General features: G+C 55.7%; 20 protein-coding genes. 12 read left to right on the plus strand and 8 right to left on the minus strand.

Translation table 11 applies throughout. The features are described 5' to 3' along the window. Positions 1 to 12: 12 nt before the first annotated feature. Genes CLV84_RS17975 through ppk1 form a run of 4 tightly spaced genes read right to left on the minus strand, consistent with a single transcriptional unit; the run spans position 13 to position 4,656 of the window. The gene (locus CLV84_RS17975) at positions 13 to 1,536 is read right to left on the minus strand and encodes an ABC transporter ATP-binding protein (protein WP_104421130.1); all 1,524 of its coding nucleotides are present in this window, start codon (positions 1,534 to 1,536) and stop codon (positions 13 to 15) included. A gap of 12 nt (positions 1,537 to 1,548) precedes the next feature. After that, a complete protein-coding gene (locus tag CLV84_RS17980) occupies positions 1,549 to 2,010 on the minus strand; it encodes a type I restriction enzyme HsdR N-terminal domain-containing protein (protein ID WP_245911550.1) in 462 nt (153 codons plus the stop codon). Next, positions 2,003 to 2,581, minus strand: coding sequence for an acyl carrier protein phosphodiesterase (locus tag CLV84_RS17985; protein ID WP_170067762.1), 579 nt, complete (start codon positions 2,579 to 2,581; stop codon positions 2,003 to 2,005). Before CLV84_RS17985 ends, CLV84_RS17980 begins: the two co-directional genes overlap by 8 nt. After that, on the minus strand, positions 2,578 to 4,656 hold the full coding sequence (gene ppk1 / locus CLV84_RS17990) for a polyphosphate kinase 1 (protein ID WP_104421133.1): 2,079 nt from the start codon (positions 4,654 to 4,656) through the stop codon (positions 2,578 to 2,580). Before ppk1 ends, CLV84_RS17985 begins: the two co-directional genes overlap by 4 nt. A gap of 161 nt (positions 4,657 to 4,817) precedes the next feature. Here ppk1 and CLV84_RS17995 point away from each other — a divergent pair, with 161 nt between their 5' ends. Further along, positions 4,818 to 5,741: a methyltransferase domain-containing protein gene (locus CLV84_RS17995; protein WP_104421134.1), complete on the plus strand. Its 924-nt coding sequence runs from the start codon at positions 4,818 to 4,820 to the stop codon at positions 5,739 to 5,741. Between the two features lie 2 nt (positions 5,742 to 5,743). Beyond that, positions 5,744 to 6,592 carry a methyltransferase domain-containing protein gene (locus tag CLV84_RS18000; RefSeq protein WP_104421135.1) on the plus strand — a complete coding sequence of 283 codons (849 nt, stop codon included), beginning with the start codon at positions 5,744 to 5,746 and terminating at the stop codon, positions 6,590 to 6,592. 371 nt (positions 6,593 to 6,963) lie between these two features. Here the strand turns inward: CLV84_RS18000 and recN are convergent, their stop codons facing one another. Further along, positions 6,964 to 8,628 carry a DNA repair protein RecN gene (gene recN, locus CLV84_RS18005; RefSeq protein ID WP_104421136.1) on the minus strand — a complete coding sequence of 555 codons (1,665 nt, stop codon included), beginning with the start codon at positions 8,626 to 8,628 and terminating at the stop codon, positions 6,964 to 6,966. Between the two features lie 108 nt (positions 8,629 to 8,736). Here recN and CLV84_RS18010 point away from each other — a divergent pair, with 108 nt between their 5' ends. From CLV84_RS18010 to cysM, 3 genes are read left to right on the plus strand one after another with little or no spacing between them, the layout of a single operon-like run. Beyond that, complete coding sequence (locus CLV84_RS18010; RefSeq protein ID WP_104421137.1) at positions 8,737 to 9,246, plus strand: DUF1761 domain-containing protein; 510 nt, start codon at positions 8,737 to 8,739, stop codon at positions 9,244 to 9,246. 17 nt (positions 9,247 to 9,263) lie between these two features. After that, positions 9,264 to 10,385, plus strand: a complete 1,122-nt coding sequence (locus CLV84_RS18015) for a helix-hairpin-helix domain-containing protein (RefSeq protein WP_104421138.1) — start codon at positions 9,264 to 9,266, stop codon at positions 10,383 to 10,385. Then, positions 10,382 to 11,254, plus strand: coding sequence for a cysteine synthase CysM (cysM, locus tag CLV84_RS18020; protein WP_104421139.1), 873 nt, complete (start codon positions 10,382 to 10,384; stop codon positions 11,252 to 11,254). Before CLV84_RS18015 ends, cysM begins: the two co-directional genes overlap by 4 nt. Here the strand turns inward: cysM and CLV84_RS18025 are convergent. Both CLV84_RS18025 and lipA read right to left on the minus strand, forming a co-directional pair. Further along, complete coding sequence (locus CLV84_RS18025; protein ID WP_104421140.1) at positions 11,244 to 12,605, minus strand: HTTM domain-containing protein; 1,362 nt, start codon at positions 12,603 to 12,605, stop codon at positions 11,244 to 11,246. The genes cysM and CLV84_RS18025 overlap by 11 nt on opposite strands. A gap of 271 nt (positions 12,606 to 12,876) precedes the next feature. After that, on the minus strand, positions 12,877 to 13,761 hold the full coding sequence (gene lipA / locus CLV84_RS18030; RefSeq protein WP_104421141.1) for a lipoyl synthase: 885 nt from the start codon (positions 13,759 to 13,761) through the stop codon (positions 12,877 to 12,879). 83 nt (positions 13,762 to 13,844) lie between these two features. Here lipA and CLV84_RS18035 point away from each other — a divergent pair, with 83 nt between their 5' ends. From CLV84_RS18035 to CLV84_RS18045, 3 genes are all read left to right on the plus strand, one after another. After that, a complete protein-coding gene (locus CLV84_RS18035) occupies positions 13,845 to 15,080 on the plus strand; it encodes an ABC transporter permease (protein ID WP_104421142.1) in 1,236 nt (411 codons plus the stop codon). 67 nt (positions 15,081 to 15,147) lie between these two features. Then, entirely contained in the window at positions 15,148 to 17,082 is a 1,935-nt protein-coding gene (locus CLV84_RS18040; protein ID WP_104421143.1) for a DUF294 nucleotidyltransferase-like domain-containing protein, read from the plus strand. Continuing rightward, on the plus strand, positions 17,082 to 17,801 hold the full coding sequence (locus tag CLV84_RS18045; protein ID WP_104421144.1) for a 3'-5' exonuclease: 720 nt from the start codon (positions 17,082 to 17,084) through the stop codon (positions 17,799 to 17,801). Before CLV84_RS18040 ends, CLV84_RS18045 begins: the two co-directional genes overlap by 1 nt. Positions 17,802 to 18,267: 466 nt before the next feature. Here CLV84_RS18045 and CLV84_RS18050 read toward each other — a convergent pair whose 3' ends face one another. Then, complete coding sequence (locus CLV84_RS18050; protein WP_104421145.1) at positions 18,268 to 19,995, minus strand: DEAD/DEAH box helicase; 1,728 nt, start codon at positions 19,993 to 19,995, stop codon at positions 18,268 to 18,270. A 1,193-nt stretch (positions 19,996 to 21,188) separates the two neighbouring features. Between CLV84_RS18050 and CLV84_RS22350 the strand changes: the two genes are divergently transcribed. The 4 genes from CLV84_RS22350 (at position 21,189) to CLV84_RS21530 (ending at position 24,324) form a co-directional block, all read left to right on the plus strand. Next, positions 21,189 to 21,428, plus strand: coding sequence for a UPF0175 family protein (locus tag CLV84_RS22350; RefSeq protein WP_104421146.1), 240 nt, complete (start codon positions 21,189 to 21,191; stop codon positions 21,426 to 21,428). Next, complete coding sequence (locus CLV84_RS18060) at positions 21,425 to 21,901, plus strand: DUF3368 domain-containing protein (RefSeq protein ID WP_104421147.1); 477 nt, start codon at positions 21,425 to 21,427, stop codon at positions 21,899 to 21,901. Before CLV84_RS22350 ends, CLV84_RS18060 begins: the two co-directional genes overlap by 4 nt. Before the next feature lie 226 nt (positions 21,902 to 22,127). Next, positions 22,128 to 23,156 carry a DUF2268 domain-containing putative Zn-dependent protease gene (locus CLV84_RS18065; RefSeq protein ID WP_104421148.1) on the plus strand — a complete coding sequence of 343 codons (1,029 nt, stop codon included), beginning with the start codon at positions 22,128 to 22,130 and terminating at the stop codon, positions 23,154 to 23,156. 685 nt (positions 23,157 to 23,841) lie between these two features. Next, entirely contained in the window at positions 23,842 to 24,324 is a 483-nt protein-coding gene (locus CLV84_RS21530; RefSeq protein ID WP_146088860.1) for a hypothetical protein, read from the plus strand. The last annotated feature ends 243 nt before the right edge of the window (positions 24,325 to 24,567 follow it).

A 24,567-nucleotide genomic window follows, 5' to 3' on the forward strand; every position in this document is an offset into this window, starting at 1 on the left:
CCTATCCCATTCTTATTGTTGCCGGAGCTCCAGGGTGGCCACGAGTTTGCGGCCGAGGTCGGACTCGGGGCTGGTCAGGATTTTCTCCACCGATCCCCGTTCGACGATACGTCCCGCCTCCATCAAAAGCAGGCGGTCGGTCGCGGATCGGGCGAGGTGCAGGTCGTGGGTGATTAAAATAACCGTAATCGCTTTTTCCGCGCATACCCGTTGTAACACGCCTACCACCTCCGAACGCAGTAGAACATCCAGTCCGCTGAGGGCCTCGTCACAAATCAGTATTCGGGGTTCGGCGGCGAGCGCCCGGGCGATGGCCAGCCGCTGTCGTTCGCCGCCACTAAGCTGGTGGGGCTTTAATCGACCGTGTCGCTCGGGAGTTAGCCCGACGGCTTGTAATAAATCTTCGGTACGGCCAACATCCTGATCCGGAGTAGCCTCCCGAATGCACTGCCTCACCGTCATCCGCGGGTTTAGGGAGGCGAGTACGTCCTGAAAGATCATCTGGGCGCGAACCGCTTTGCGTATGGTAGTAGACGGTGCGGTTGCGGGAAAGGTGAAATCACCGCATCGTAACGTCCCACCCGCCGCGGGGCTAAGCCCGGAGAGCCACTTGGCAATCGTACTTTTCCCACATCCGCTCGGACCGATCAGTCCGATCCATTCTCCCTGCATAAGCCGGAATCCACAATCCGTTATCGCCGGGTCCCCCATTTCGGCATCGGCAAACCGGATGCTGAGGTTGCTGACCTCGATCAGGGAAACGGGGGGAAGTTCTTTGTTGTGGACCGGCATGGCACCTGCGTCCGCGCCCAATTGACGGACTCCCGACCGCCCCCCCGCTCCAGGCAACGTGACGGAGCGGTCGGTTACTCGGCGAATTAAATTTTCATCGTGGGTGATGAACAGCAGCCCCATATTGCGCTCGCGGCGGAAGGTATCGAGCAAACGGACGATTTCCAGTTCCGTGATCGAGTCGAGTGCCGTGGTCGGTTCATCGGCGATGAGCAACCGGGGTTGACCAGCGAGCGCGATCGCCAACATCAGACGTTGCAATTGTCCGCCACTGAGCTGCCCGGGCATGGCGGTCATCAACCTGCACCGCAGTACGGACAATTCGACCTGATCTAGTAATTCGACGATGTAAGCATCTTCGTCCTTGGACGGTGGTTTAAGTTGCCGGACGGCTTCGCGTAGCTGGTGGCCGCAACTCAGTACGGGATTCAGCGCGGCGGATGGGTCCTGAAAAATCATACCGATCTCCCGACCGCGAATGGCCTGCATATCCAACGGGCCGGCGCCAAGCAATTCCACAACTCCGTCGTTTTTCCGCTGAAACCGAGCTTCACCCGTCACCGTGCTGCTTTTCTTAGGTAACAACCCTAATAGCGCCGCCGCGCAGGAGCTTTTACCACTCCCCGAAGGACCGACCAGCGCCACCGCTTCCCCCGGCAACACGGAGAAATTCACACCTTCGACTGCCGGTTGAGCCCGACCGTAGGCGACAGTGAGGGACGTTACGTTTAGTAGCTCGATCAAGGATTCATTTGCTTACCATTCGGGAACCATAGGTAGAAAGCGGTACGATTCAGCTGCGTAATCGATTGCGGCCACGTACGATTCTCTACCGTTCGATACCATCAGATAAGGAACGCGAAGCGGGCCATTATAGTGGGCGGCCTGCCGAAATACGTCTGTCCGCAGCGGGACCGAAGGAGCTTTACACTCGATGAGCAGAAACGGGCGCATTTGCTGGTCGAAAACCAGGATATCGGTACGCCGGGGATCCCCTTGGACTTTTACGCCCCGCTCCACGGTGATACGGTTGCGGTTGTAGCGCATATCCTGGATCAGGAAATGGATCAGTAGTTGCCGCACGAATTCTTCCGGCTGCAGGACCAGCCATTTTCGGCGGATTTCACCCATTACCATACGTCGATTGCCCTCCGTACGCAGGTTTAGTCGGGGGGTGAATCGCTCTAAGCGCAGGTCGAGGGGTTCGGGGTTAGTCACGGTAGGTATCGGCAAGTTGTTGTAGCCGGGGGAACAGCCCGTGCAGGGCGTGGTTGAAGCGCGAAGCATGCCGGATCAGGGTCTCGTCCACGCCCGACAATAAATCCGGTTGGCTGAGCCGCCCGGTAAGTCGATCGTACACGGCATGCATATTTTCGGGGCTCGTGTACATCTCCAGCCAGTCGCCACGGGTCATATCCTCAACGTAGCCCGTAATGCGCTCGCTGAGGTGAGGCCGTGCGTCCAGCAATCTGCGGTAGGCGGTGGCTTTGAAAAGACCGAAGGGCTGCGGTCCCCACTCCGCCCAATTGAGGTAAAGAAAATAATCGAAGGCGATGTCGGAGATCACCGGGGCGTAGCGGCCATGGTCTAATTTCAATCGGTCATTGAGTTGCCGTACGCCCGGGTCGGCATCGGTCAGCGCGTCGATGTCCCGGTGAAAAAGCACGCCCCGCCGAATGCCGGGGGGGAGTGCGGCGAGTTCCCGGCCCCGGATAAAATCACCGATGAAGTTACCGACCTGCAGATCCGCGGAAAAATGCGAGAGCGTCAGGTGGGCCAGGAAGTTCACGCTTCCTCCAGTTGGCGCTTGAAGTAATCGTAAATATCCAGCTGGGCGCGGAAGTGTCCCTCTCCCGGCAGGGTCGTGCGGTATTCGTTCAGCCGGTCGGTGCCGATGACCCGGGCGCGCTGGTTATCGCGCCACTGAATATCCATGATGCGTCGCAGTTCGAGGCGAATGAGGTTATCGTAGATCGGCGTAACGACCTCTACCCTGCGGTACAGATTCCGGTTCATCCAGTCGGCCGAACCCATGTATACTCGCTCCGAACCCCCGTTGCCGAAGATGAAGATGCGGGCATGCTCCAGGAAGCGGTCGATGATGCTGATGATCTGGATATTCTCCCGTTTGGAGGGCCGCAGCCGGCAGATGCCCCGCACAATCATGCGGACTTCCACCCCGGCGCGGGCGGCTTCGCGGATCTTGCGGATCATGGTCTCCTCCTCCAGGCTGTTCATCTTCAGGAAAAGGTAGGCATGGCCGCCGGATTTCGCAATCTCGATTTCGCGATCAATGAGGTTGAGGAACTCATCCATCATGTTGAAGGGTGCCACGAGCAGGTGGTTGCAACGGGGCAGAATGAGCTTGCCGCGGAGCAGGTCGAAAACCCGTTCGACGTCTTTCCCGATGCCGGGGCGACTGGTCAGCAGGGCGTGATCCGTGTAGAGCTTGGCGGTCTTTTCATTGAAGTTTCCGGTGCCGATGTAGCTGTAGTGACTTTCGTCGCCGTCGGCCGTGCGGCAGTAAATTTGCAGCAACTTCGTGTGGACCTTCACGGCGGGGTAGCTGTAGCGTACGTAAGCGCCGGCCTCTTTCATTTGATTTCCCCAGTACAGGTTACTGGCCTCGTCGAAGCGGGCCTTGGCCTCGACGAACGCTTCCACTTGCTTCCCTTTTTCGAGGGCGTAGAGGAGATTGGTGACTACTTTCGACTGTTTCGCTACCCGGTACAGGGTGATGCGGATCTTCGTCACCTCGGGATGGTCGGCTGCTTCCCGGATAAGTTCGGGAACGTAGTCGTATTTCTGGTAGGGGAAACTCAACAGGATGTCCGTTGCCTGGATCACCCCGAGTAAACTTTCGGCTCCTTCCAACTTTGGATGGGGAAGCGGCGGTAACGGTTCGAAGGCCAGATGGTCGTGGTCCGGCGGTTGCGGGAAGGAAAAGAAGTCGTTGAAATTGTGGTAGCGAGCACCCGGGATCATATCGTATTTGGACAGGTGCAGCACCTGCTTTAGCCGGCGCAACACCCAATTGGGCATGTCGCCGTCGTAGAGAAACCGGGTGGGCAGGCCCACGTCGCGGCTGGCCAGGCTATGCTCGATTTTGCGCAGCAGGTCGCCGTCGAACTCGTTGTCGATGTAGAGCTCGGCGTCCCGACTCAGTTTGAAGCAATACCCGAAATCGACGTCCCGCTCCATCCACCGGCTGAGATTGGACCGCACCACACTATCGAGAAAAATGACATAATACCCATCGGGATCGCTCTCCGGACTCGGCAGTACCAAAAAGCGACCGCACGCTTCTACGGGCAGGGGAACCAAGGCTACTTCCTTCTTTTCGATGGCTTCCTTTTCCCGTAAACAAACGGCCAGGCACAACTGGGCATTGTCGAGAAAGGGCAGTTCGCGTTCGCCGTGCTCGACGTCCTCGTTCGGGAGCCAGTGCAGGTCGAGATGGGGGCGGATGTTGTCGTCGAAATGCTTGGCCGCGAATTCCCGCTGGTTTTCGGTCATTTCGTCCGAATGGATAAGGTGGATGTTCTCCTCCGCCAGCTGGGGAAGGATCTCCTCCCGAAAGATGCGGCCAAATTCTTCCTGCTGCCGGTGGACCATCTTGCGGATCGTCTTCAGTTCCCGCTTCGGACGAAAATCGAAAAGTTGGCGGCGTTCCGTCTTGGGAAGTTTTTTGAACTGCCGCATGGAAGAAACCCGGACCCGGTAAAATTCATCCAGGTTCGAACTGTAAATGGCCAGAAAGCGAATGCGCTCGTAAAGCGGTACACGTGGGTCGGCGGCTTCCTGCAGAACTCGGGCGTTGAAGTCTAACCAGGAAGTGTCGCGTTTAACTAAATCGGTCGGCAAGATGATGTGGATTACAGGGCCGGAACGCCCCACATCGGCCGGGAGTTTGCTACCTAGCCCATATTAAAGAATAGTTAATAGCACGAGTAAGTTCCCGCACGGCACCGGAGCCACGAACAATATCTGCCGGTCTAACTTACATCCCAGTATAAATTCGACCTATGCGACTGATGCAACATAAGCGGGAGGCCTACTGGTTCTACCGCTACCTTTCCAACTTCTACGATAAGTTAGTTAATCCGCTCTTTTGGACGGAACCCATGCGGGAAAAAGCACTCGACCTGGCGGATTGGTCCGGCGGGGAACTGCTGAAAGTCGTCGACGTGGGATCCGGGACCGGTTTCACCACCCAGGGCATTGCCCGGCGGGTACCGGCCAAAAACATCATTTGCGTTGATCAGAGCCCGGAGCAAATGGAACGGGCCATGGTGAAGCCCGATTTGGACGACTGCCGCTTCCGGCTCGGGGACGCCGAACGCCTACCCTTTGCTGACGACACCTTCGACCGCTACGTATCCGCCGGATCCATTGAATACTGGCCTGATCCCCAGCAGGGCGTTTTCGAATCCTACCGGGTGATTAAGGAAGGTGGTCAGGCCCTACTCATCGGCCCCATCGAACCGGTCAATCCGATCAGTAAATTTATCGCAAACGCCTGGATGCTCTTCCCCCCCGAGCATGAATACCACGGCTACTACGAGCGGGCCGGTTTTAAGGATATCCGCTATACCTACATCCGCCCGCACTGGCAGGAAAACGAACGGTACGGCATTGCGATTATCGGCACTAAACCCGCTCCGGGGCGGAGTCCCGCCGCACCGCAACGCGGTAGCCACGCCCTCGTGGAAGCCGATCCCGAAGGAGGCTGGTTAGGCCGCAACCTCTTACTGACGGGCCGGCTGCTGGCCGGATCGCTGGCGGGTTTTCTATTCATTCCGATGGCCCTGCTCGCCCACGTTACCGCTCCGCTGCGCGGCGTGGAAGGAGAAGTACAACCCCTCAACCGGGAACAGAAAGCGGTACTGTATGGCCTCGGCGCGGTCACGGCCTTTTTCGTCCTGCGTGCCATTTTCCGCAAGCGATAACCATGAGTGTACTCAATCACCGGATCCGGGACTTCTACGACCGGTCCACACCGCTTTGGCTTGACACCTGGGGCGAGCAGATGCACCACGGCTATTACGGTGCGAACGGCAGGCGACAGGTCAACCACCGGCAGGCGCAGCTCGACATGATCGACGCGCTGCTGGAGTGGGGGCTCGCACCGACCGAGGGCGTCGACCGTTTCCTGGATGCCGGATGCGGCGTAGGTGGCAGTAGCCGGTACCTGGCACGCAATTATCCGCGGGCGGAGGGCCTGGGCGTCACCTTGAGCCCGATCCAGGCCCACCGTGGTAACGGATACAACCGACAAGCCGGGCTGTCGGATCGACTCAATATCATCGCCAAGGATGTCTACGAGCTCACCCCCGAGAATGCCGGCACCTTCGATCTCATCTGGAGCATGGAATCGGCCGAGCATATGGAAGACAAAGAACGGCTGTTCCGGTTGTTTCACCACCTGCTCCGGCCCGGGGGTCGATTGCTCATGGCCACCTGGTGTCACCGCCCCGAGCCGCCTGACTTGCTACCGTCCGAACAGTACACTTTGAAGAAGATTTGCAATTTGTATCACCTTCCCCCCATGGTGAGTATCCCGGAACTGGAGCAGGCGGCGGTGCGAGGTGGGCTCCAGCAGGTCCGTACCGACGACTGGTCGCCAGCCGTGGAACCCTTCTGGGGAGCGGTGATCCGAAGTGGACTCGATCCGCGCAACTGGCCCGGGCTGATTCGAGCCGGGATGGGTACGATCAAGGGCGCCTGGGCAATGAAATACATGCGCCGGGGCTACGCTTCCGGGACCGTACGGTACGCCGTTTTGAGTGCCACCAAATAGCGATGGCTGTAGATACGCGTAGCGACGGCTTCAGCCGTCATGCTGCCTGTACTTAAAGCAGCTAGGTCAGCGCGTAACGACGGCTTCAGCCGTCATGCTGCAAGGCACACGAAGGATAAAACAGCTAGTCCACTAAAGTGAACGCTACGCGTAGCGACGGCTTCAGCCGTCATGCTGCTAATAATGGTAGCCGCGATATAGCCGGAGCCGCTTTCTTCAATTCGTACCAGCAGCTAGTCCACTAAAGTGGACGCTACGCGTAGCGACGGCTTCAGCCGTCGTGCTGCTAAAAGCGGTAGCCGCCGCGATATAGGCGGGGCCGCTTTTTCAGGTTGTACCAGCAGCCAATCCACTAAAGTGGACGCTACGCGTTACTCAGCCTCAATAAGCTCGCGCGCGTTTTTAAGGGCCGACTCACTCGGCGGGTTTTGGCTCAGCATCGTCGCGATGGCGCGCACCCGCTCATCGCCATCCAGCTCCCGGACCCGGGTAATGGTCCGGTCGGCGTCCTGCTTATCGGTTTTGTATACGAAATAGTGGCGGTGGGCGCGGCTGGCTACCTGTGGAGAGTGGGTGATCACCACTACCTGGTGGTGACGGCTCAGGTCGGTAAGAATACGTCCCATCTTCTGAGCGACGTCGCCACTGACGCCGGAATCGATCTCATCGAAGATAAGCGTAGGTAGCTCCATGGCGCTAGCGACCAAGCTCTTGGTCACCAGGGCCAGGCGCGACATCTCACCCCCGGAGGCCGCGTCCTTTATGCTCTGCAGTTTCCCTCCTTTGTTGGCGGAGAACAGGAAACGGACCTCGTCAAGTCCGTTCGGACCTGGCAGATCGAGTGGTACGAAATCCACCCGCAACCGCGCGTTCTGCATACTTAGTTCGGCGAGTTGCTTCTGGACGTCGCCGGCGAACTGGGGAGCGACCTTCTCCCTTCCCGCACGCAACGCCGTACCCTGCTCGCTCAACTGTTTAAGCAACTGCTTTTCGTCCCGCTCCAGCTTGTTGATCTTTCCGCCGAGGTCGGAAAAGTGGCCGAGGCGGGCGGATAGGTTCTCGTAGATCGCGATCAGTTCGGTATTGTCTGCTACGGCGTGCTTGGCGTGCAGACGGTAGAGCATATTCAGCCGTTCCTCGATCTCATTAAGTCGCTGGGGGTTAACGTCGGTCTCCTCGCCAAAGGCTTCCAGGTCGGCGGCCACCTCGTCCAACTCTAACCGCAAACTTTCGAAGCGTTCGCTGATAGCCCGTAGTTGAGGATCGCCGGCGGCCAGGGGCTGGAGCTTCACGGTGATGGCCAGGAGGCGATCGGTCACTGCATCGTCGCCCTCGCTGAGAAAGTGGAAAGCCCCGGAGGTGAGTTGCTTGATCTCGTCGGCATTGCTGAGGCGGTGGCGTTCGGCTTCGAGGTCTTCCTGTTCGTTCGCCTGCAGATTGGCTGCCTCCAGTTCGTTGACCTGGAATTCAAGGAATTCTTGCTCGCGAACGGCCTGCGCCTGCTCCTCCCGCAGCGCGCGCAGCTTACGACGGGTCTCCTGTAGCAACTGGTAATCCTTCCGATAGGTCTTGACCGCTGCCAGCTGTCCGGCCAGTGCGTCAAGCAGTTCCAGTTGAAAGTCGCTGTTGTTGATGTACAGCGTATCGAACTGTTGGTGCAAATCGATCAGCGTAGCCCCCAATTGCTGTAACACTTTTAAGTTGGCAGGGGTGTCATTGACGAAGGCACGGCTCTTGCCCGAGGGGGTAATCTCCCGGCGGATGATCAATTCGGCTTCGTAGTCGAGATCGTTGGCCTCAAAAAAACGCCGCAGATCGTAGGCGGCAATGTCGAAACGGCCCTCGATGATGCACTTCTCGGTTTCGTCGAAGAGTGTTTTGGTGTCCGCACGACCGCCCAGGATCAGGTTAAGGGCACCCAGTACGATGGACTTACCCGCACCGGTCTCACCGGTGATGATGCTCAGTCCGTCGGCAAAATCGAGGGTCAACTCCTCGATGATGGCATAGTTACTGATGTGCAGCCGCTTGATCATAGACGTATTTGTTGGAAAAGCACAAATTTACAACGTAATTCATGCCCTTCGAAATGGAGTTTTGTTTAAATTCACGAGGCATTCCCTCCCTCACCCTAAGCTTAACATATGAACTGGTGGTTGTTTCCGATGACGGCGCTTATTCCCCTGTTCGTGGGGGCAATCTATTACAACGAACGTATCGTAGGCGGCGCGTGGATGCGCGCCACGGGCCTGGAAGCGGAGCGATTGCGGCAGGGCAACTTCGCAATCATTTTCGGTATGACGTACCTGTTCAGCATCCTGGTGGCCGTTTTTCTGTCCTCCATGGTCATTCACCAGATGGCGTTGGGTAGCCTCCTCATGGAGGTACACGGGTGGGGTGAATCAGGAAGCCCGGTAATGCAACAGCTCACGGAACTCGACGAGCAAACTCGTTTGATGAGCCTCCACCGGACCTTCGGCCACGGCGCGCTGCACGGTGCGCTCACCGCCATCGTTTTCGTCGGATCGGTCCTCGCCATCAACGCCCTCTTCGAGCGACGACGCTGGAACTACGTACTCATTCACGTAGGCTACTGGACGATCACCCTTGCCCTGATGGGCGGCGTACTCTGTCAGTACCTTACCCTTAGCTGATCCTATTCTCGTTTCTATTGCACCACCCTACCCCTAACAATCCCTGGGCTTACACCCGCCAGCAACGGATCGGACTGGTCGCGTTGCTCTTCCTTATTGCCGTTTGCTACGGCGTTTCCCGCGTGCTCAACAACGATCGTGGAGCACTGGAATCGGTCGACGATACTGAGCTACTGGCCACTGCCGCTACCCTACGGTCGTTTACGCCGACCGAACCAAGGAGCGAACGTTCCGCGCGGGCACGCTTCCCGTTCGACCCGAATACCGTCAGTAAGCCGGACCTTCTCCGTTTGGGGTTATCCGAAAAGCAGGCGACTGCCTTTCAGCGGTACCGGCAGAAGGTCCGCTTCCGCCGCCCGGAGGATATGTTGCAATTACGGGTGCTGCATCCCGACCAGGCCCGCGAGTTGGTTCCACTGGTGCGCATTGCCGGTGACCCGGCCGCGGTGCCCGATGTTTACCGCACCGACCTGGTAATTCCGGTCGAGCGTTTTGCCTTCGACCCGAATACCCTTCCCTTCGATAGTCTGCTGCTTCTCGGGCTATCGGAGCGGGAGGCGAAAGGACTCGTCAATTACCGCAGCTACCGTCCCGTCACTTTCCGGAAGCCGGAGGACCTGCTCCGGGTGAGGGCCATCGACAGCCTGAAGGTCAGGGATTTAATGGAACTGATTCGCCTTCCGGCGTCCGACACGGTTTTTGCACCTGCGCCGGCGGCGCCCGGACCTACTTATGCCGCCGGTTCCTTCGACGTCAACCGGTCGCCCGCCGCCGCGTGGCAAGAACTGCCGGGCATCGGGAGCTACCGCGCGGAAAGCATCGTAAAGTTCCGGGAACGACTGGGAGGGTTCGCCTCCGTGGAGCAAGTGGCGGAAACTTACGGACTTCCCGATTCCACCTATCAGGCAATCAAGCCTTACCTGACGGCCAGTCCCGTCAATCGACCGCTGTACGTAAATCAGGCGGACGCCGCGACCCTTTCGGCCCACCCTTACCTGAAGCGGTCCACGGCCACCATCATCGTGCGTTACCGCGACAACCACGGGCCCTTTCACTCGGTGGAGGACCTGAAAAAAGTGCGGGCGGTCACCACCGAAACCCTCGACAAGCTGTTGCCCTACCTCAACTTCGCGTTATGAACCATCTTTTCGATCTCATCGGCAACACTCCTTTGGTAGATCTCAGTTCGTTAGTCGACCGGCCCGGCATCAAGCTCTACGGGAAGCTGGAAGGCCAAAATCCGGGCGGATCGGTTAAGGACCGCGCCGCCTTCAGCATGGTGCAGGGGGCACTATCGGCCGGACGTCTCGCCGGCGGTAAGCGGATCGTGGAAGCCACCAGCGGCAATACCGGCATCGCCATGGCCATGATCGCGGCTGCCCTCCACATACCCATCACGATTATCATGCCGGAAAATAGCACCGAGGAACGGGTGAAGACCATGAAAGCGTACGGCGCGGATGTCATCCTCACCCCCGCCGACCGCACCATCGAATACAGCCGAGAACTGGCCCAGGAGATGGAAGATAGCGGCGATTACGTCCAGCTCAACCAGTTCGCCAACGACGACAACTGGAAAGCCCACTACCGGACCACCGGCCCCGAAGTTTGGCGGGACACCAACGGACAACTCACTCACTTCGTGAGTAGTATGGGCACTACCGGAACCATTACCGGAACCGGAAAGTACCTCCACGAACAGTCCGACCGGGTGAAGATCGTGGGCGTCCAACCCACCGACGGTAGTAGCATACCCGGCATCCGGCGGTGGTCGCCCGAATTCGTGCCGGCGATCTACGACGAGAAGCAGGTAGACCTGAAGATCGACGTCAGCGAGGAAGAATCCGTCGCCATGATGCACCGCCTGGCCAAGGAATGCGGCGTTTTCGCCGGAGTGAGTTCCGGTGGTGCCACGGCGGCCTCGCTCAAATTGGCGGAAACCCTGGACGCAGCCCTCATCGTTTGCATCATCTGCGATCGCGGCGACCGATACCTCTCTACTCTCTGACCTCGTCGAGCACCCAGGGTTTGCGCGAAAGCCAGCTCCATTCCGTTTTTGCCAAGTCAACCGCCGGATCGATGAAGGGCCGGCGTTGCCGACCGTTGAGTTGCACCCGAAAGTGTCCGTAAATCTCCACCGGTCCGGCGTATTGATCCCGAATGTAGTGGGCGTACTGCAGGATCATGTCGGGGTGGGTCACCATTTTTCGGTACTGGCGGGCGTCCAGGCTATCGCGCGGATTCACCACCTTCCTCTCTCCGTCGGGGGTTACGGCCGTGTAGTAGCCCGTCCCCTGTTTCGACCGCAGCATCATGCGCCAACTGTAGCGGTGCCCCTCCTCCGTCCAGTTCACGTCGGAGGCAAACAGGTAATTCCGTAGCGGCAGAAAAACGTGCAACCCGACCAGCAGGAGAATGGCGGCGGGGCGCGGGTGCCAAAGCTCGGCCGGAGCAATTGGCTTCCCTACCCTTTTCCGCCAGCCCTCCCGCCACCGGGCTACGATGACCGATTTAGTCGCTAGCCATTTCACGAAGCGCATCGGCCAGTCGGGCTCGAAAAAAAGACTCGTCAGCACCAACGACAAATAAGGAAAAATGCCGATGTTGAAGATCAGGTGGTTGGTGGCGTGAAAGAAAATCAGAAGGCTTAAGGCCACCCACCGCAGGCGCCGGTGCAGCAGCAGGAAGGGAGATAGCAGATCGAGCAACATACCGCCCCAGGCCATCAGGTAGGCGGTGGACTTTTCGGCGAACAGCGGACCCAACACCGGCATTTCGCTCCGCCCCCGCAACCATAAATGCAGAGGGGAAGCCTCGATGAGCCAGTCGTAGTTGATCTTGTTTATCCCCCCAAAAAAGTAGACCAGCCCCATTAGCAGCGGAAAAACGTAGATGCTCCACTTCGGCGCGACCGGTGACCACTGCGTTGGATCGCGCCGCACGTCCAGCGACCACTCCCGCCACGCAGGCGTGAACACCAGCAGCCAGGCCAGCCAGGTAAATAGGTAGGCGTGGTTGAGGTAGTGGGCTTTCTCCAGGAGAAAAAGGTAGGTAAAACATAGCGCAAAAAAGGGTGCGGTGAACCGGAACCGCCAGCCCAGCGCAACGGCGATCCCCGCCAGAAAGCCGACAATAAAAAAGAGGCTCAGAAAAGGCTCCGGCAACGGGTGTACCCACTCAAATCCGAGGTACCGAAAGGTAAAGCCCGAAAAGCTGTCGAGGTACCAGTGGTAGTACATGCCGTTGCCTAGGATGTCGCCGGCTCCGAGCAGCCCCAGCGCGATGCGCAACCACACCAGGGTGTAAATAGGTACGGTGGTGCGGGTGGTGAATCCGCTGCGGAGGCTAGTCAGGCTCATTGGCGGCGAATTTACGGCGATTTGGCCGGGGTAGATCTATATCCTCTAATTGAGAAAACTATGGATGAGTACCAATTGGTGTTGGCCTGACGGCCAGTGGGTCCTACGGCGCTACTCGCCTGCGACTCGTCTTTTTTGGAACCCGGATTGCGCGGATCGCTGCGCTAGGGCACGGATTTGGCCTCTTCAAGTGGGCAGTCCGTCCATGAACTGTTACGTTGAGCAATAAGCCCCACACAACAATCTGTTTTGATGGTCTAAGAACTTGTTTTTACAAGTGCCGTTCCGCGTGGTAGCTGCTGCGGACCAGCGGACCGCTTTCCACGAAGTCAAAACCCTTCGACATACCTAAGGCCTTATAGTGAGCGAAGGTGTCAGGGGTAACGAAACTATCGACCGCCAGGTGCATCGCCGTTGGCTGCAGGTACTGACCAATGGTAACCACATCGACGCCGCACTCGGCCAGGTCGTCGAGGATGCGTTCGACTTGATCCTCCGTTTCGCCGAGGCCGACCATGAAGCCGGTTTTCGTCCGCTTGCCAACCTCCTTGATGCGCTTCAGTTCTTCCAGGCTGCGCTTATAGCGGCCCTGGGGTCGGACCTTTCGGTAGAGCTCCTCTACCGTTTCCATGTTGTGGCTGACTACTTCCTGTCCGCCGTCGATCATGCGGTAGAGGGCATCCCAGTTGCCCCGGACGTCGGGGATGAGGGTTTCGATGGTAACCTGGGGGGTCCGGTCTTTGATCTGGCGGACGGTCTGGTACCAGATCTCGGCACCACGGTCCTTCAGTTCATCGCGGTTGACGGAGGTGAGGACGGCGTGCTTCACCTGCATCAGATCGATGGCCTCGGCAACGCGGCGGGGCTCGTCTTCGTCGTATTCGGTGGGCCGACCGGTCTTGACGGCACAAAAGCTACAGGAGCGGGTGCAGACGTTGCCGAGAATCATAAAGGTGGCGGTGCCGGCTCCCCAGCATTCGCCCATGTTGGGGCAGTTGCCACTCTGGCAGATGGTGTGGAGCTGGTATTCGTCTACGAGCTTGCGGACCCGTTTGTAATCGGGACCGATGGGCAGCTTCACGCGGAGCCAGTCGGGCTTGCGTTGACGTTCGGGGCCCCGATAACGATCGGGGGATGCTACGGGTAGATCGATCATATTCTAATTACAAAGCTACCCCAAATTGGTTGTTCGTCGAAAAACATTCGCCCTTCTAGGTCCCACCATTACTTTTGGGCACTATGGATTTTATGGAAAACATCCGCGTTGCCCTGAGCAGCGTGAGCGCGAACTGGTTACGGGCTTTGCTGACTACCCTCATCATTGCCGTGGGCATCATGGCACTAGTGGGTATCCTGACGGCCATCGACGCTGCTATCTATTCTCTTTCGTCCAACCTTTCCAGCCTGGGCGCTAACACCTTCGAAGTCGAACGCAAACGGGAGACCACCCGGACCCAGGGCGGGGGGGGCGACAACAAACGCTCCGAGCCCTTTAGCTACGATCAGGCCATGGAGTTCGCCGAATCGTATGAATTCCCCGCCGACGTTAGCGTAAGCTTTTCCGCGCGGGGCGCCACTACCGTTACTTACGAAGACCGTGAGACGAATCCTAACGTGAGTATGTACGGCATCACCCCGAACTACCTGACCAGTAAGGGATTCGAGATCGAAGCGGGCCGCAACTTTACGGAACGGGAGTCCCGGGACGGGGGCAATATCGCCATCCTGGCCTATGACATGGTGGAAGATCTCTTCAACGGCAACGACCAGTTCGCCATCGGGAAGGAGATTACCGCCGCGGGAACTCGGTATACCGTAGTCGGCACCCTGAAGAGCAAGGGAGCCAGCATGACGAGCAACGACAAACGGGTGCTCATCCCGTTGCAATCCGCCAAGCGCTTCTACGCTTCCAACCGCACGAACTACGACATCTTGGTAGCCGTCCGCGACCCGACGGCCATCGATGCCGCCATGGCCGAAGCCACGCTAACCCTGCGACGGGTACGCGGACTGCGCGCCGGCCAGGAGAACGATTTCGAGGTAGAGAACAGTTCCGACCTTGTCAGCATTATCAAGGAGAACACCGTAACCCTCCGCCTCGCCGCCGTAAGTATCGGCCTGATGACGCTGCTCGGCGCGGCCATCGGCCTGATGAACATCATGTTGGTTTCGGTAACGGAGCGAACCCGGGAGATTGGCGTGCGTAAGGCCCTGGGAGCTACCCGTCGAAACATCTTGCTACAGTTCCTCGCGGAGGCCGTGGTGATCTGCCAGCTCGGCGGGTTTCTCGGCATCCTGCTAGGTGTCGCGGCGGGCAACATCGTAGCCGTGGTCACCGGCGGGGCCTTTATCGTACCCTGGCTATGGATCGGCCTGGCGTTAGTGATTTGTACCTTCGTCGGCCTGCTATCCGGTCTCTACCCCGCCATGCGGGCGGCGGCCCTCGACCCGATCGAGTCATTGCGGTACGAGTGATCTAGTTGGATGCTTTTCCCGCGTCACGGCCATAGGCGGAAAACGGCCCAGCCCGTATCTTTCCCGCATGCCGAACCAGGTAGCCTACCGCGTTTACGACTTTCTCAAGGAGATCGCTCCCTTCAGTTACCTACAGAAGGAGGACCTGTTGCGGGTGGCCAGCCGCGTCGAGGTCCGCTACCAACCTCCCGGCACCGTCGTCTTCCGGCCCGGGGAACCGCCCCGCGACCGTTTTTTCGTGGTCAAGGAGGGTGCCATCGAACTGTTCAGCGAAGACGCGGAAGGCAACGAACTCTTGGTGGAACGTTGCGGGGAGCGCGACATCTTCGGGATCCGGCCGCTGCTGGCCAAGGACAACTACATTTTTCTGGCGCGGGCTGCGGAGGAGAGCCTTTTGTATGCCGTTAACAGCGAGGGCTTCCGTGACCTTATCGGCACTTATCCGCGGGTGCTGGAATACTTAGCCACTAGCATGGCCGGTAGTAGCCGCTACGCCCTCGAATACCGGGCCGCCCACCGGCCGGATCGCGCTATCCAGGCGGACGAGCCACCCGATCTGCCGGCGTTGCAGTCCATCCACCAATCCCGAGAACCGGTCATCTGTCGAGCTAACGAGACGATTATCGATGCGGCTAAACGGATGACGGAAATGAACGTCGGTTCCGTCGTGGTGGTCAACGACGAACAATGGCCCATCGGGATCGTTACGGACCGCGATTTACGCCGCAGCGTCGCCACGGGGATGGTGAGCCGCAAAGCACCGGTGTTTACGATTATGTCCAGCCCGGTACTGTGCATCGAGCGCGACGCTACCGTTACGGAAATCCAAATCGAAATGATCCGCTCGGGCTACCATCACCTGGTACAGACGGTGGACGGCTCGGATAAAAGCCCGGTCACCGGGGTAGTCAGCGAGCATGACCTCCTACTTCTCCAGGGGAACAGTCCGGCGGTGATCATTCAGGAAATCAGTCGGGCGCGTACCACCGCCTACCTGCGCGAGCTCCGCGACCGGGCCGAACGACTACTCGGCAGCTACATTGACAAGGAGGTGGCCATCGGCTACATCACCGCGGTGATGACTCAGATCAACGACGAGATTATCCGAAAATGCATTAAGCTGGGACTGGCCAGTATGCAGGCCGAGGGCCACGGTAACCCACCTGCGCTCTTCGATTGGTTGGCACTGGGGAGTCAGGGCCGCGGCGAGCAATTGCTGCGAACCGACCAGGACAATGCCCTGATTTTCGAGGATGTGACGTCGGCCCGGTACAATACCGTGAAAGACTATTTTCTGAAGTTATCCGATTACGTCACCGAATACCTCAACGAGGTTGGATTCGACTACTGCGATGGCGATATGATGGCCAGTAACCCGAAGTGGTGCCTGAGCGTGAGCATGTGGAAGGAACAGTTCACCAACTGGATGACAGAGACCACGGCGGAGAACATGCTCAACACCTCCATCTTCTTCGACTACCGCGGGGTGTGGGGCGACGGTAGCCTACCCGATAAACTGACGCAGCACATCTTCGGGGAGATGAAATTCAAAAATACGCGCTTCCTGGCGAGTCTGGCTTCGGCCGCGTTGCAGAACCCGAGTCCGTTGACCTTCTTCCGTAACTTCGTGGTCGAGCGCTCCGGAGAGCACAAAGACTTTTTCGATTTGAAGTCACGAGCCATGCGCCCCCTCACGGATGCGGCCCGGGTACTGATCCTGCAGGCCAAACAGGGCAACATAAACAATACCCTCAAACGTTACGAGGCCCTAGCGAAGCTCGAACCCCAAAACGCCGAGCTCTACCGGGAAGCCGCGAAGGCCCACGAGGTACTTACCCGCCTGCGGACGGAGCTGGGCCTAAAACGGGGGGACAACGGTCGCTTCGTCAAGCCGTCGGAACTGTCCCAGATTCACCGCTTGCTCCTTCGTAACAGCTTCACGCCCGTCAAGGAGATTCAGCAATTGCTGGAAGTGCGCTTCCAACTCAACTACATCCGCTGATGAGCGAAACAAGCTGGTTACGTCGCATACAGGACCGACTCACGGGCAACGGCTTAGACCGCCGTGCCGACTGGCCGAGCTGGTATCGGGAATATGCCGATAGCTTTCAGTCGCCGCCACCGCCCGGTACCCCCCTCCACGAGCTACCGGTAGTTGTACTGGACGCCGAAACCACCGGTCTGGATGTCCGCCGCGACCGCATCCTCAGCCTCGGAGCTTTGCGGGTCAGTGGAAACAGCATATCCCTGGCGGACAAGTTCGAGGCATATTTGCCGGTCCCCGACGGATTCGATGGGTCTGAATCCGTGAGCATCCACGGCATCATCCCAAATTCTTCCCGCTACGACCACACGGACGAACCCACCCTACTGGCTGAGTTCCTTACCTACCTCGGGAGTAAAGTGATCGTGGGTCACCACATTGGCTTCGACGTTGAAATGATCAACCGTTCGCTCCTGCGCCATGGCGCCCCCCCTCTACGGAATGCGGTGGTCGATACCGCCGACCTGGCCAAGCGCCTGCGGCCCGCCGGCTACTGGACGCCCCGGCACGATTACGGCCTGGACGCCCTGGCCAAGCGCTATACCATCCCCCTCTCCGACCGCCATACCGCCCTGGGCGATTGTTATATTACCGCCGTCCTCTGGCTAAAACTACTTCGCCGCCTGGCCGTCAAGCTGGATCGGGATTTGGTGTTGGGGGACGTTTTGAAGCGGTAGAAAATGTTTGGGCGAGGCCCTTTGGCGCCACAGAGGAGATAGGCTACGCTAAGGAAGTGCGTCATCGGCCGCAACTTGCCCCCAGTCTACAGGGGAAGGCACACGGAGGTAGTCGGCAACCGAGGATTGGCCTATTGCTTAGTAACTGCCGTAGACGGAGTTACCCACCTTGTTTCCCACGCCAGAGCTACTGGCGTTGTTGGCGTCAATCGACGGTGACAGACAAGATACAAGCAGGCGAAGCCAGCGAAACAGCTGCTCCGGGGTAAGGCCGCCATGGTGGAAGAAACGGCGACCAAATCCAAGAGGCGACTGCTCCGGCTCACTACCGCCTATCTCCAGCCCGCTGGCGAAGCCTTCGACTCAAGAGGAGAGCGTCCAGCACTTCGGTAGCGGCGCACCAAGGCAAGAAGTAACCTATGAGGCCACTACATACCTACCGAATGACCTGTTGGCCAGGCCAGCGCTACTTCCCCTGCCCCTTCCGGTGTTTCTTTTTAGCCCGCTTAAAGCTGGCCGGGCCGTTGCTGGAAAAGGCTTTGTACTTATTCCGTGGCCCGGAGTCATCGCTCGGCGGTACGTCGCCGTCGTAGATGCTCAGCCGGAGGTCGTTCCCTTTATCCTTGACGCCTTCGAGTGCGGCGACTACGCGCTTCGCTTCGGATTCGTCGACATCGATGAAGGTGAGGTTATTTTGGAGATCGATCTTGCCCAGGTCGATCTTGCGGCCGGGCACGTTGCGGTTCAGCATGCCAATCACCTGGGGGACGGTATAGCCCTGTTTGCGACCGGCGGCCATGCAGAGACGGGTGTAGCTGACGTTGGTACGGCGCTTGCGGTCGGGCTTTGCATCCCGGTCTTTGTCCTTGGGCGCTTCAATGCTGCGGCTGGCACCGACCTGCTTGCTAAAGTCGGCCAGACTGAACGCCACGAACTGCTGGATGAGGTCGTCGCGCTGCAGGTCCTTCAGGCCTTCGACGATTTCAGGCATCAAGCTGAAGAGCTGCTTATCCTGCATCTCGGCCGATTTCACGGAGTCGACGAAGCGAAGCGCCCGCTGGCGGTACACCTCTTCCTGCGTGGGGATGGCGGCTTCCGTGAATTCGATCTTGCCGTAGCGTTCGATGTCACGTAGTTTGCGCTGGTCGCTGCCGCTGACGATGGAAATGGCGATACCTTCCTTTCCGGCCCGGCCGGTCCGGCCACTGCGGTGGACATACACTTCGGGGGCGTCGGGTAGATTGTAATTGACCACGTGGGTGAGGTCGGAGACATCGAGTCCGCGGGCAGCGACGTCGGTAGCCACGAGCAGCTTGATACGTCCTTTGCGGAAGCGCTTCATGACATCGTCGCGCTGAGCCTGGCTCATGTCACCGTGGAGGGCGTCGGCCGCGTGGCCGGCAAAGCGGAGGTCTTCGGCTACGCCATCGACTTCGCGGCGGGTGCGGCAGAAGATCACGGCGTACATGTCGTCATTGAGTTCCACCAGCAGCTTCAGCAGTCCGAAGCGGTGGGACGACTTGACTTTATAGTATAGGTGGGTGATGTTGGAGTTACCCGCGTCGGTGTGATCGATGCTGATCTCCTGGGGGTTGTTCATGTAATCCGTGGAGATCTTCCGGGCTTCCTTCGGCATGGTAGCGGAGAAGAGAAGGGTCTGCTTTTCCTTGGGGGTGGCGTCCAGGATGCCGTTGAGCTCCTCCTGGAATCCCATATTGAGCATCTCGTCGGCCTCGTCGAGTACGACGCGCTTTAGCTGATCGACCACCAATTTCTTGCGGTTGATTAGGTCGAGCGTACGGCCGGGGGTTCCGACCACGATCTTCGCACCGCTGCGGATAGCGCGAATTTGGTCGCCGGCACTGGCACCGCCGTAAACGGCTACTACTTCTACCCCCTTGCGGAAGCGGGCGAATTCGGTAAGGTCCCGGGAGATCTGCAGACATAGCTCGCGGGTAGGACAAAGGATAAGCGCCTGTACGGCGTCCAGGTCTACGTCGATTCCGTGAACGACGGGGAGGCCGAAGCCGGCGGTTTTGCCCGTGCCGGTACGTGCCAGGGCGATGAGGTCGCGCTCGGAATCCAGGATAGCGGGGATCGTCTGGGCTTGAACGGGAGTAGGGGTAGTGAAGCCGAGGTAAGCCACGGCCTGTTTGACCTCTGCGCTGAGCGAGGTCTCATTGAAATTTTCCATTTCACCGGTATTTAAACGGGCGAAACGGTCTACTACAAATTGCGCTTTCGGAGCACCCGGCGTAGACTCTCAACCACCCGTGTGATGTAAGAAGCCGCAAAGGTACACTTTTTTTCGGCGCCGGAGCGCGGGTGGAAAGAATTCTCTTAAAACGGGAGCTTGGTGCCTGCTTTTTGCCGGGTGGGGCTATTTTAGCCGGGTGGGTGTGCCCTACCCTAGTAACCACTTCTACCCACTGCAGTTCCCCCGACAGATGGAGGGCGAAGCCGTGGGGTGGCAGATGGATCCGGGTCGGGGGGATGGCGCTCGGCTTCCGAGCGGGTTTCGCTTTACGTACCGGATTGGGTGCACACCCGTCAACTACCGCATATCCGCCAATTGACGTTTTCCGAAAGTTGGAAGTTGCGTGATACTTGCGGCTGGGGGTGCACACCCGTCAATAATAGCGGGGCCATTGTGCGCGTATGCGCAATTCGGATGCGTTTATGTTAGCTGCAACGGCGTGGTCAGTCGTAGGAGTAATGATTTCCAAAGGGCTGCTTTACTCCGCTCCCGGGTCTGGGAGTGGCGGAATCATCGGGACTGCGCCATTCCGCACCGAAACGGCAAGTGGTGAGCCTGCGGCTCGACCACCTGCGTCTCGCAACGCGGAAGGCGCAATCCCCGCCAAAAGGAAGTGCAGTGCGTCGGCCGCAGCAGCTAACATTGCGCCATCGTCAACCCGGGCGTGCGGTGGGCTAAGCAACGGTCTGGTGGTCGGTAGCCCCGCGTTTCTGTCGATGTTCACAATGGGCCAAAAGCCTCCGCTTCCGCTGCGGGTTTTGGCCCATGTTCTCAATCGCCAGAAAGGCTAGTTTTGGGGGCCGAATTCCGTGCCGTGGTCGGTGTATCCCGGGCAGACGGTGGCGCACCCGTTAGCGGCAACCAAAACAGGCACCACAGGAAGAATGCAGACCCATAAAGTCATCACAAACCAGGAGAGGATTAAGAGTCCGACCCTCTTAGCTGGCTCCTGACCCGTGCGCTCTCAATTTGTCGAAAGCCTCTGCAAGGCTACGGGTTTCGCCAAATGTTCGCTTCGTGAACTCAAGGGTGACAAGATTCTTACGCCGAGTAGACCTAGAAGATTTGTAACTTAACATTCTAGGCAACCTTAGGGAAGCCGATTGATGTTTCATCTGAAAGAGTAAGCCATGGCTGTAGTAATATCAGACGCAGTATTAAAAAAAGTCCACATGACCGGGGAAGATTTATTAACGGATCTAGCCTGCTATTTGTATGACAAGAGTCGGCTAAGCTTTGGCAAAGCAAGTGAGCTCAGTGGACTAAATTATTTGCAGTTTCAGAAGGCCCTGGCGGAGAGGAGCATTGATATCAAGTATGCGGAGGAAGATCTAAACATTGATTTGAAAAACCTCGGTATCAAAATATGATCATTGTTAGTGATACATCGACAATAACAAACCTTCTCCAGATTAATCGACTTGATATACTGAAGTCGTTGTATGGTAACATTGTTATACCACCCGGGGTAAGAAGAGAACTCTACAGAATCGAAGGGCAAAAGACAATCATTGATAAACTGGATTGGATTAGTACAGAATATCCCCACGACCAACAGCTAATAGCTGAATTGCTTGAGGATCTTGATTTAGGAGAATCAGAGGCAATAGCTTTAGCGATTGAGCTAGATGCCGAATATTTAATCATCGATGAATATAAGGGCAGAGCGATTGCAGAAAAGAAAGGGGTAAAAATAGTAGGTTTATTGGGTATTTTGATTGCGGCAAAGACTTGTGGTCACATCGAATCTATAAAATCATTACTTGAAACGATAATGAGCAATGGGTTTCGATTGAACAGTAGTCTTGTAGATAAAGTATTGACTGCTCTGGGAGAAAAATAAAATGCCGCTAACATTGCGCCATCGTCAAGCCGGCGATGAAGCTTTTCAGTGTCGAGGATGCTTTTTCATCTAGTAAAGAAATCTCTTGATCTGTAAGTGGGCCGGTGGAAGCCGGCCTGCGGTGGCGCACCCGTTGGCTGCAATTAAACCACACACTACGTTATCAAGACGGAAAACTATGAGTTAGCTATCTTAGGCAAACTATTAGAATATATAACGAGATCGGATGTCAAAGTTACCACATAGATTTGCTACTGCATTAGTATTTTTTATACTGCTGACTTTTATAGGTTGCAAGGGATCTGATATAACAGAACCCCATAGCAGTAAATCAACTAGAGAAGTTGGAGGAATACCTGATAGTCTAAAGTTTGGCGATATTGTCGTTTATAATGGATTCAAACAGCAAATGGAAGTTTACAAAAACGGTTCGATTGATTCGAACTTAATTATTGATAAGCTTTACAATAGACATAGAATTATGTGGGACAGTTGCTATGGGATGATATTTGGGCCCGACAATGCAGATAAATTTCAAACGCCTAGTGGTATGGTAAATTGGAATGAACAATTATTATTTAAGGATGACAGCAAGATAGACTCATTAATTAAAGTGGTGCAAAATTATAATATTGATTCTCTTTTTGAATTCCACAATAGAAGATTTGACTCCTTAGGCTATGAGACACCAGAGGCCAAAATCACTATTGCATTTACCCCGTTTCCCGGGATAGGTTTTGGAGGTTGTGCTAGGGATCAATTTATTCTAGAGCTTAACAATCCTGAGTTTGAAATAATCTACACTCTAGAAAAGGGATTGCCACACGAAATTTACCATTTTATCAATGAGAAAAATTTAGGCGAAGTTCCGGAAATGAATGCACTTGACTTAGCAATAAATGAAGGTTTAGCTTGCCATTTTACTCATCATTATTTTGAAGGTGAAATAACAAAATATGAAGCAGTTGAAAATATGACAGAAACTGACTGGAATTACTATGTAAAGAGGGAGAAGAAGATATACAATACCATGAAGCAATACTTTGATGACACATCAGGCAATAATCCTCTACTGAGAAACAAACAGCACGATGTATTTAAAGATTCTCCTAGGTCAATTCAATACTGGCTTGGCTATCGAATAGTGGAAAGTTATCTAGATACTCACTCGGGTAAAAGTTTAAAAGATTTGTCGTATATGTCATATGAAGAGATATATCACAACAGTGGCTATGCAGAAAAATTCGAAGAATAAAATTATGCAGCCAACACCGCCTACCACGTACAGCCGCCGATGAAGCTTTTGGGTGCTATCAGTGCTTTATGAGCAACCAAGATGAAAATAGACACTAAGTAGTGTTTGTCTAGTTTAGGCGGCCGTCGGGTAGGCCCCCGTTGGGCGACAGACCGCCATTAAAGGCGGTCCGAGGTAAGCCAACTAATACAGTTGAGACGTCGAACATGCAATGCCTGACACGACAAGAATTTTGAAATTAGAAAACCTGGGAAGACTAATCAAAAAAATATCGAAAGATGAATTTGTCTTGATAGCCTACCAAGCTATAATATTGAGCGCTAGAGAGAATTCAATTGCATGTTCAACATTTCTACTATTTTAAACACAAGAAGTAAAATGTACTTGTGTTCTTTGTATTGCCTATATCTTAACAAGATTTAAACTTAAATAGATGGCAGGGTTAGAGCAAATAGTATTATTTAAGTATCAGGCGTAGCAATTCAAAATAATTATCTACAAAGAAATCATCTATTATTTATTAATCCGAGGTATGGCAATAAATAACAATTGGACAGGAAATTCGTTTTGTCTAGAAGATATGGCTGGTTTTAGATTATGGAGCGGTGAGAACGCAAAATCATGGTTAACTTGAGCGCTACTTTGTAGTTTATTAAAAATTAGCTTACTAATTACTTCAATGAAGATGAAGCATGAAAACATAAATGAAAAAAGCGAGGCAAAATGGTTAAAGTATATTAGATATACATTCGCTATAGTATTTGGTTCCGTTATATTAGGGATGTCCATTTATCAGAGCTGGAAGATTGGAGATTTTAAAGAGTTGATGTTGAGTGATGCGTTTAATAATGAAATTATTGATACATACTCAGCACGTTCTTACAATTACGTGCTTTTATCCGGGTTTGATCGGCGAGTTCAAATACGCGATAGTCGTAGCCTTACTCATGGGTCATCTGAGGCGTATTGGCTGCGAAAGTTTCTTGAACCAGGTAATACCCTGATTAAAAAACCATGTTCTGACACACTGACTATTATCACCGGGGATAGAGTTCATAAATTTCTTGCTGAAGACATATTAGCTGATAGTAGCCTTCATACAATTAGAAAAATTGCAGAATTTAGAGCAAGAAGAAGGATCGTAACGGACAACAATGACTGTTATTGATACATCATAATTGACATAGAAAGGGAATCGTTTGTAATAATCATTAAATAACTTCTGCCGTTGCAAAAAAAAAGCCAATCTACTAATAGAACTTCGAACTTGAGACATTAGGTTTTCAACCGTTTTAAAATATACTGAATGAGAAATAATCTTGGAGAGAATACTCCCTTTCTACAGATATAGAGAATCGCCCAACATAGCGCCAGCGACAAACCGCCGAAAGTGCGGATAGGCGTCGATGAA

The organism is Neolewinella xylanilytica, assembly GCF_002934605.1.
Taxonomy (GTDB): domain Bacteria; phylum Bacteroidota; class Bacteroidia; order Chitinophagales; family Saprospiraceae; genus Neolewinella; species Neolewinella xylanilytica.

Coding starts and splice junctions, on each gene's coding strand:
- CLV84_RS17995 (WP_104421134.1), top strand. CDS start 4,818: ATGCGACTGATGCAACATAAGCGGGAGGCCTACTGGTTCTACCGCTAC.
- CLV84_RS18000 (WP_104421135.1), top strand. CDS start 5,744: ATGAGTGTACTCAATCACCGGATCCGGGACTTCTACGACCGGTCCACA.
- recN (WP_104421136.1), bottom strand. CDS start 8,628: ATGATCAAGCGGCTGCACATCAGTAACTATGCCATCATCGAGGAGTTG.
- CLV84_RS18010 (WP_104421137.1), top strand. CDS start 8,737: ATGAACTGGTGGTTGTTTCCGATGACGGCGCTTATTCCCCTGTTCGTG.
- cysM (WP_104421139.1), top strand. CDS start 10,382: ATGAACCATCTTTTCGATCTCATCGGCAACACTCCTTTGGTAGATCTC.
- CLV84_RS18025 (WP_104421140.1), bottom strand. CDS start 12,605: ATGAGCCTGACTAGCCTCCGCAGCGGATTCACCACCCGCACCACCGTA.
- lipA (WP_104421141.1), bottom strand. CDS start 13,761: ATGATCGATCTACCCGTAGCATCCCCCGATCGTTATCGGGGCCCCGAA.
- CLV84_RS18035 (WP_104421142.1), top strand. CDS start 13,845: ATGGATTTTATGGAAAACATCCGCGTTGCCCTGAGCAGCGTGAGCGCG.
- CLV84_RS18040 (WP_104421143.1), top strand. CDS start 15,148: ATGCCGAACCAGGTAGCCTACCGCGTTTACGACTTTCTCAAGGAGATC.
- CLV84_RS18045 (WP_104421144.1), top strand. CDS start 17,082: ATGAGCGAAACAAGCTGGTTACGTCGCATACAGGACCGACTCACGGGC.
- CLV84_RS18050 (WP_104421145.1), bottom strand. CDS start 19,995: ATGGAAAATTTCAATGAGACCTCGCTCAGCGCAGAGGTCAAACAGGCC.
- CLV84_RS22350 (WP_104421146.1), top strand. CDS start 21,189: ATGGCTGTAGTAATATCAGACGCAGTATTAAAAAAAGTCCACATGACC.
- CLV84_RS18060 (WP_104421147.1), top strand. CDS start 21,425: ATGATCATTGTTAGTGATACATCGACAATAACAAACCTTCTCCAGATT.
- CLV84_RS18065 (WP_104421148.1), top strand. CDS start 22,128: ATGTCAAAGTTACCACATAGATTTGCTACTGCATTAGTATTTTTTATA.
- CLV84_RS21530 (WP_146088860.1), top strand. CDS start 23,842: ATGAAGCATGAAAACATAAATGAAAAAAGCGAGGCAAAATGGTTAAAG.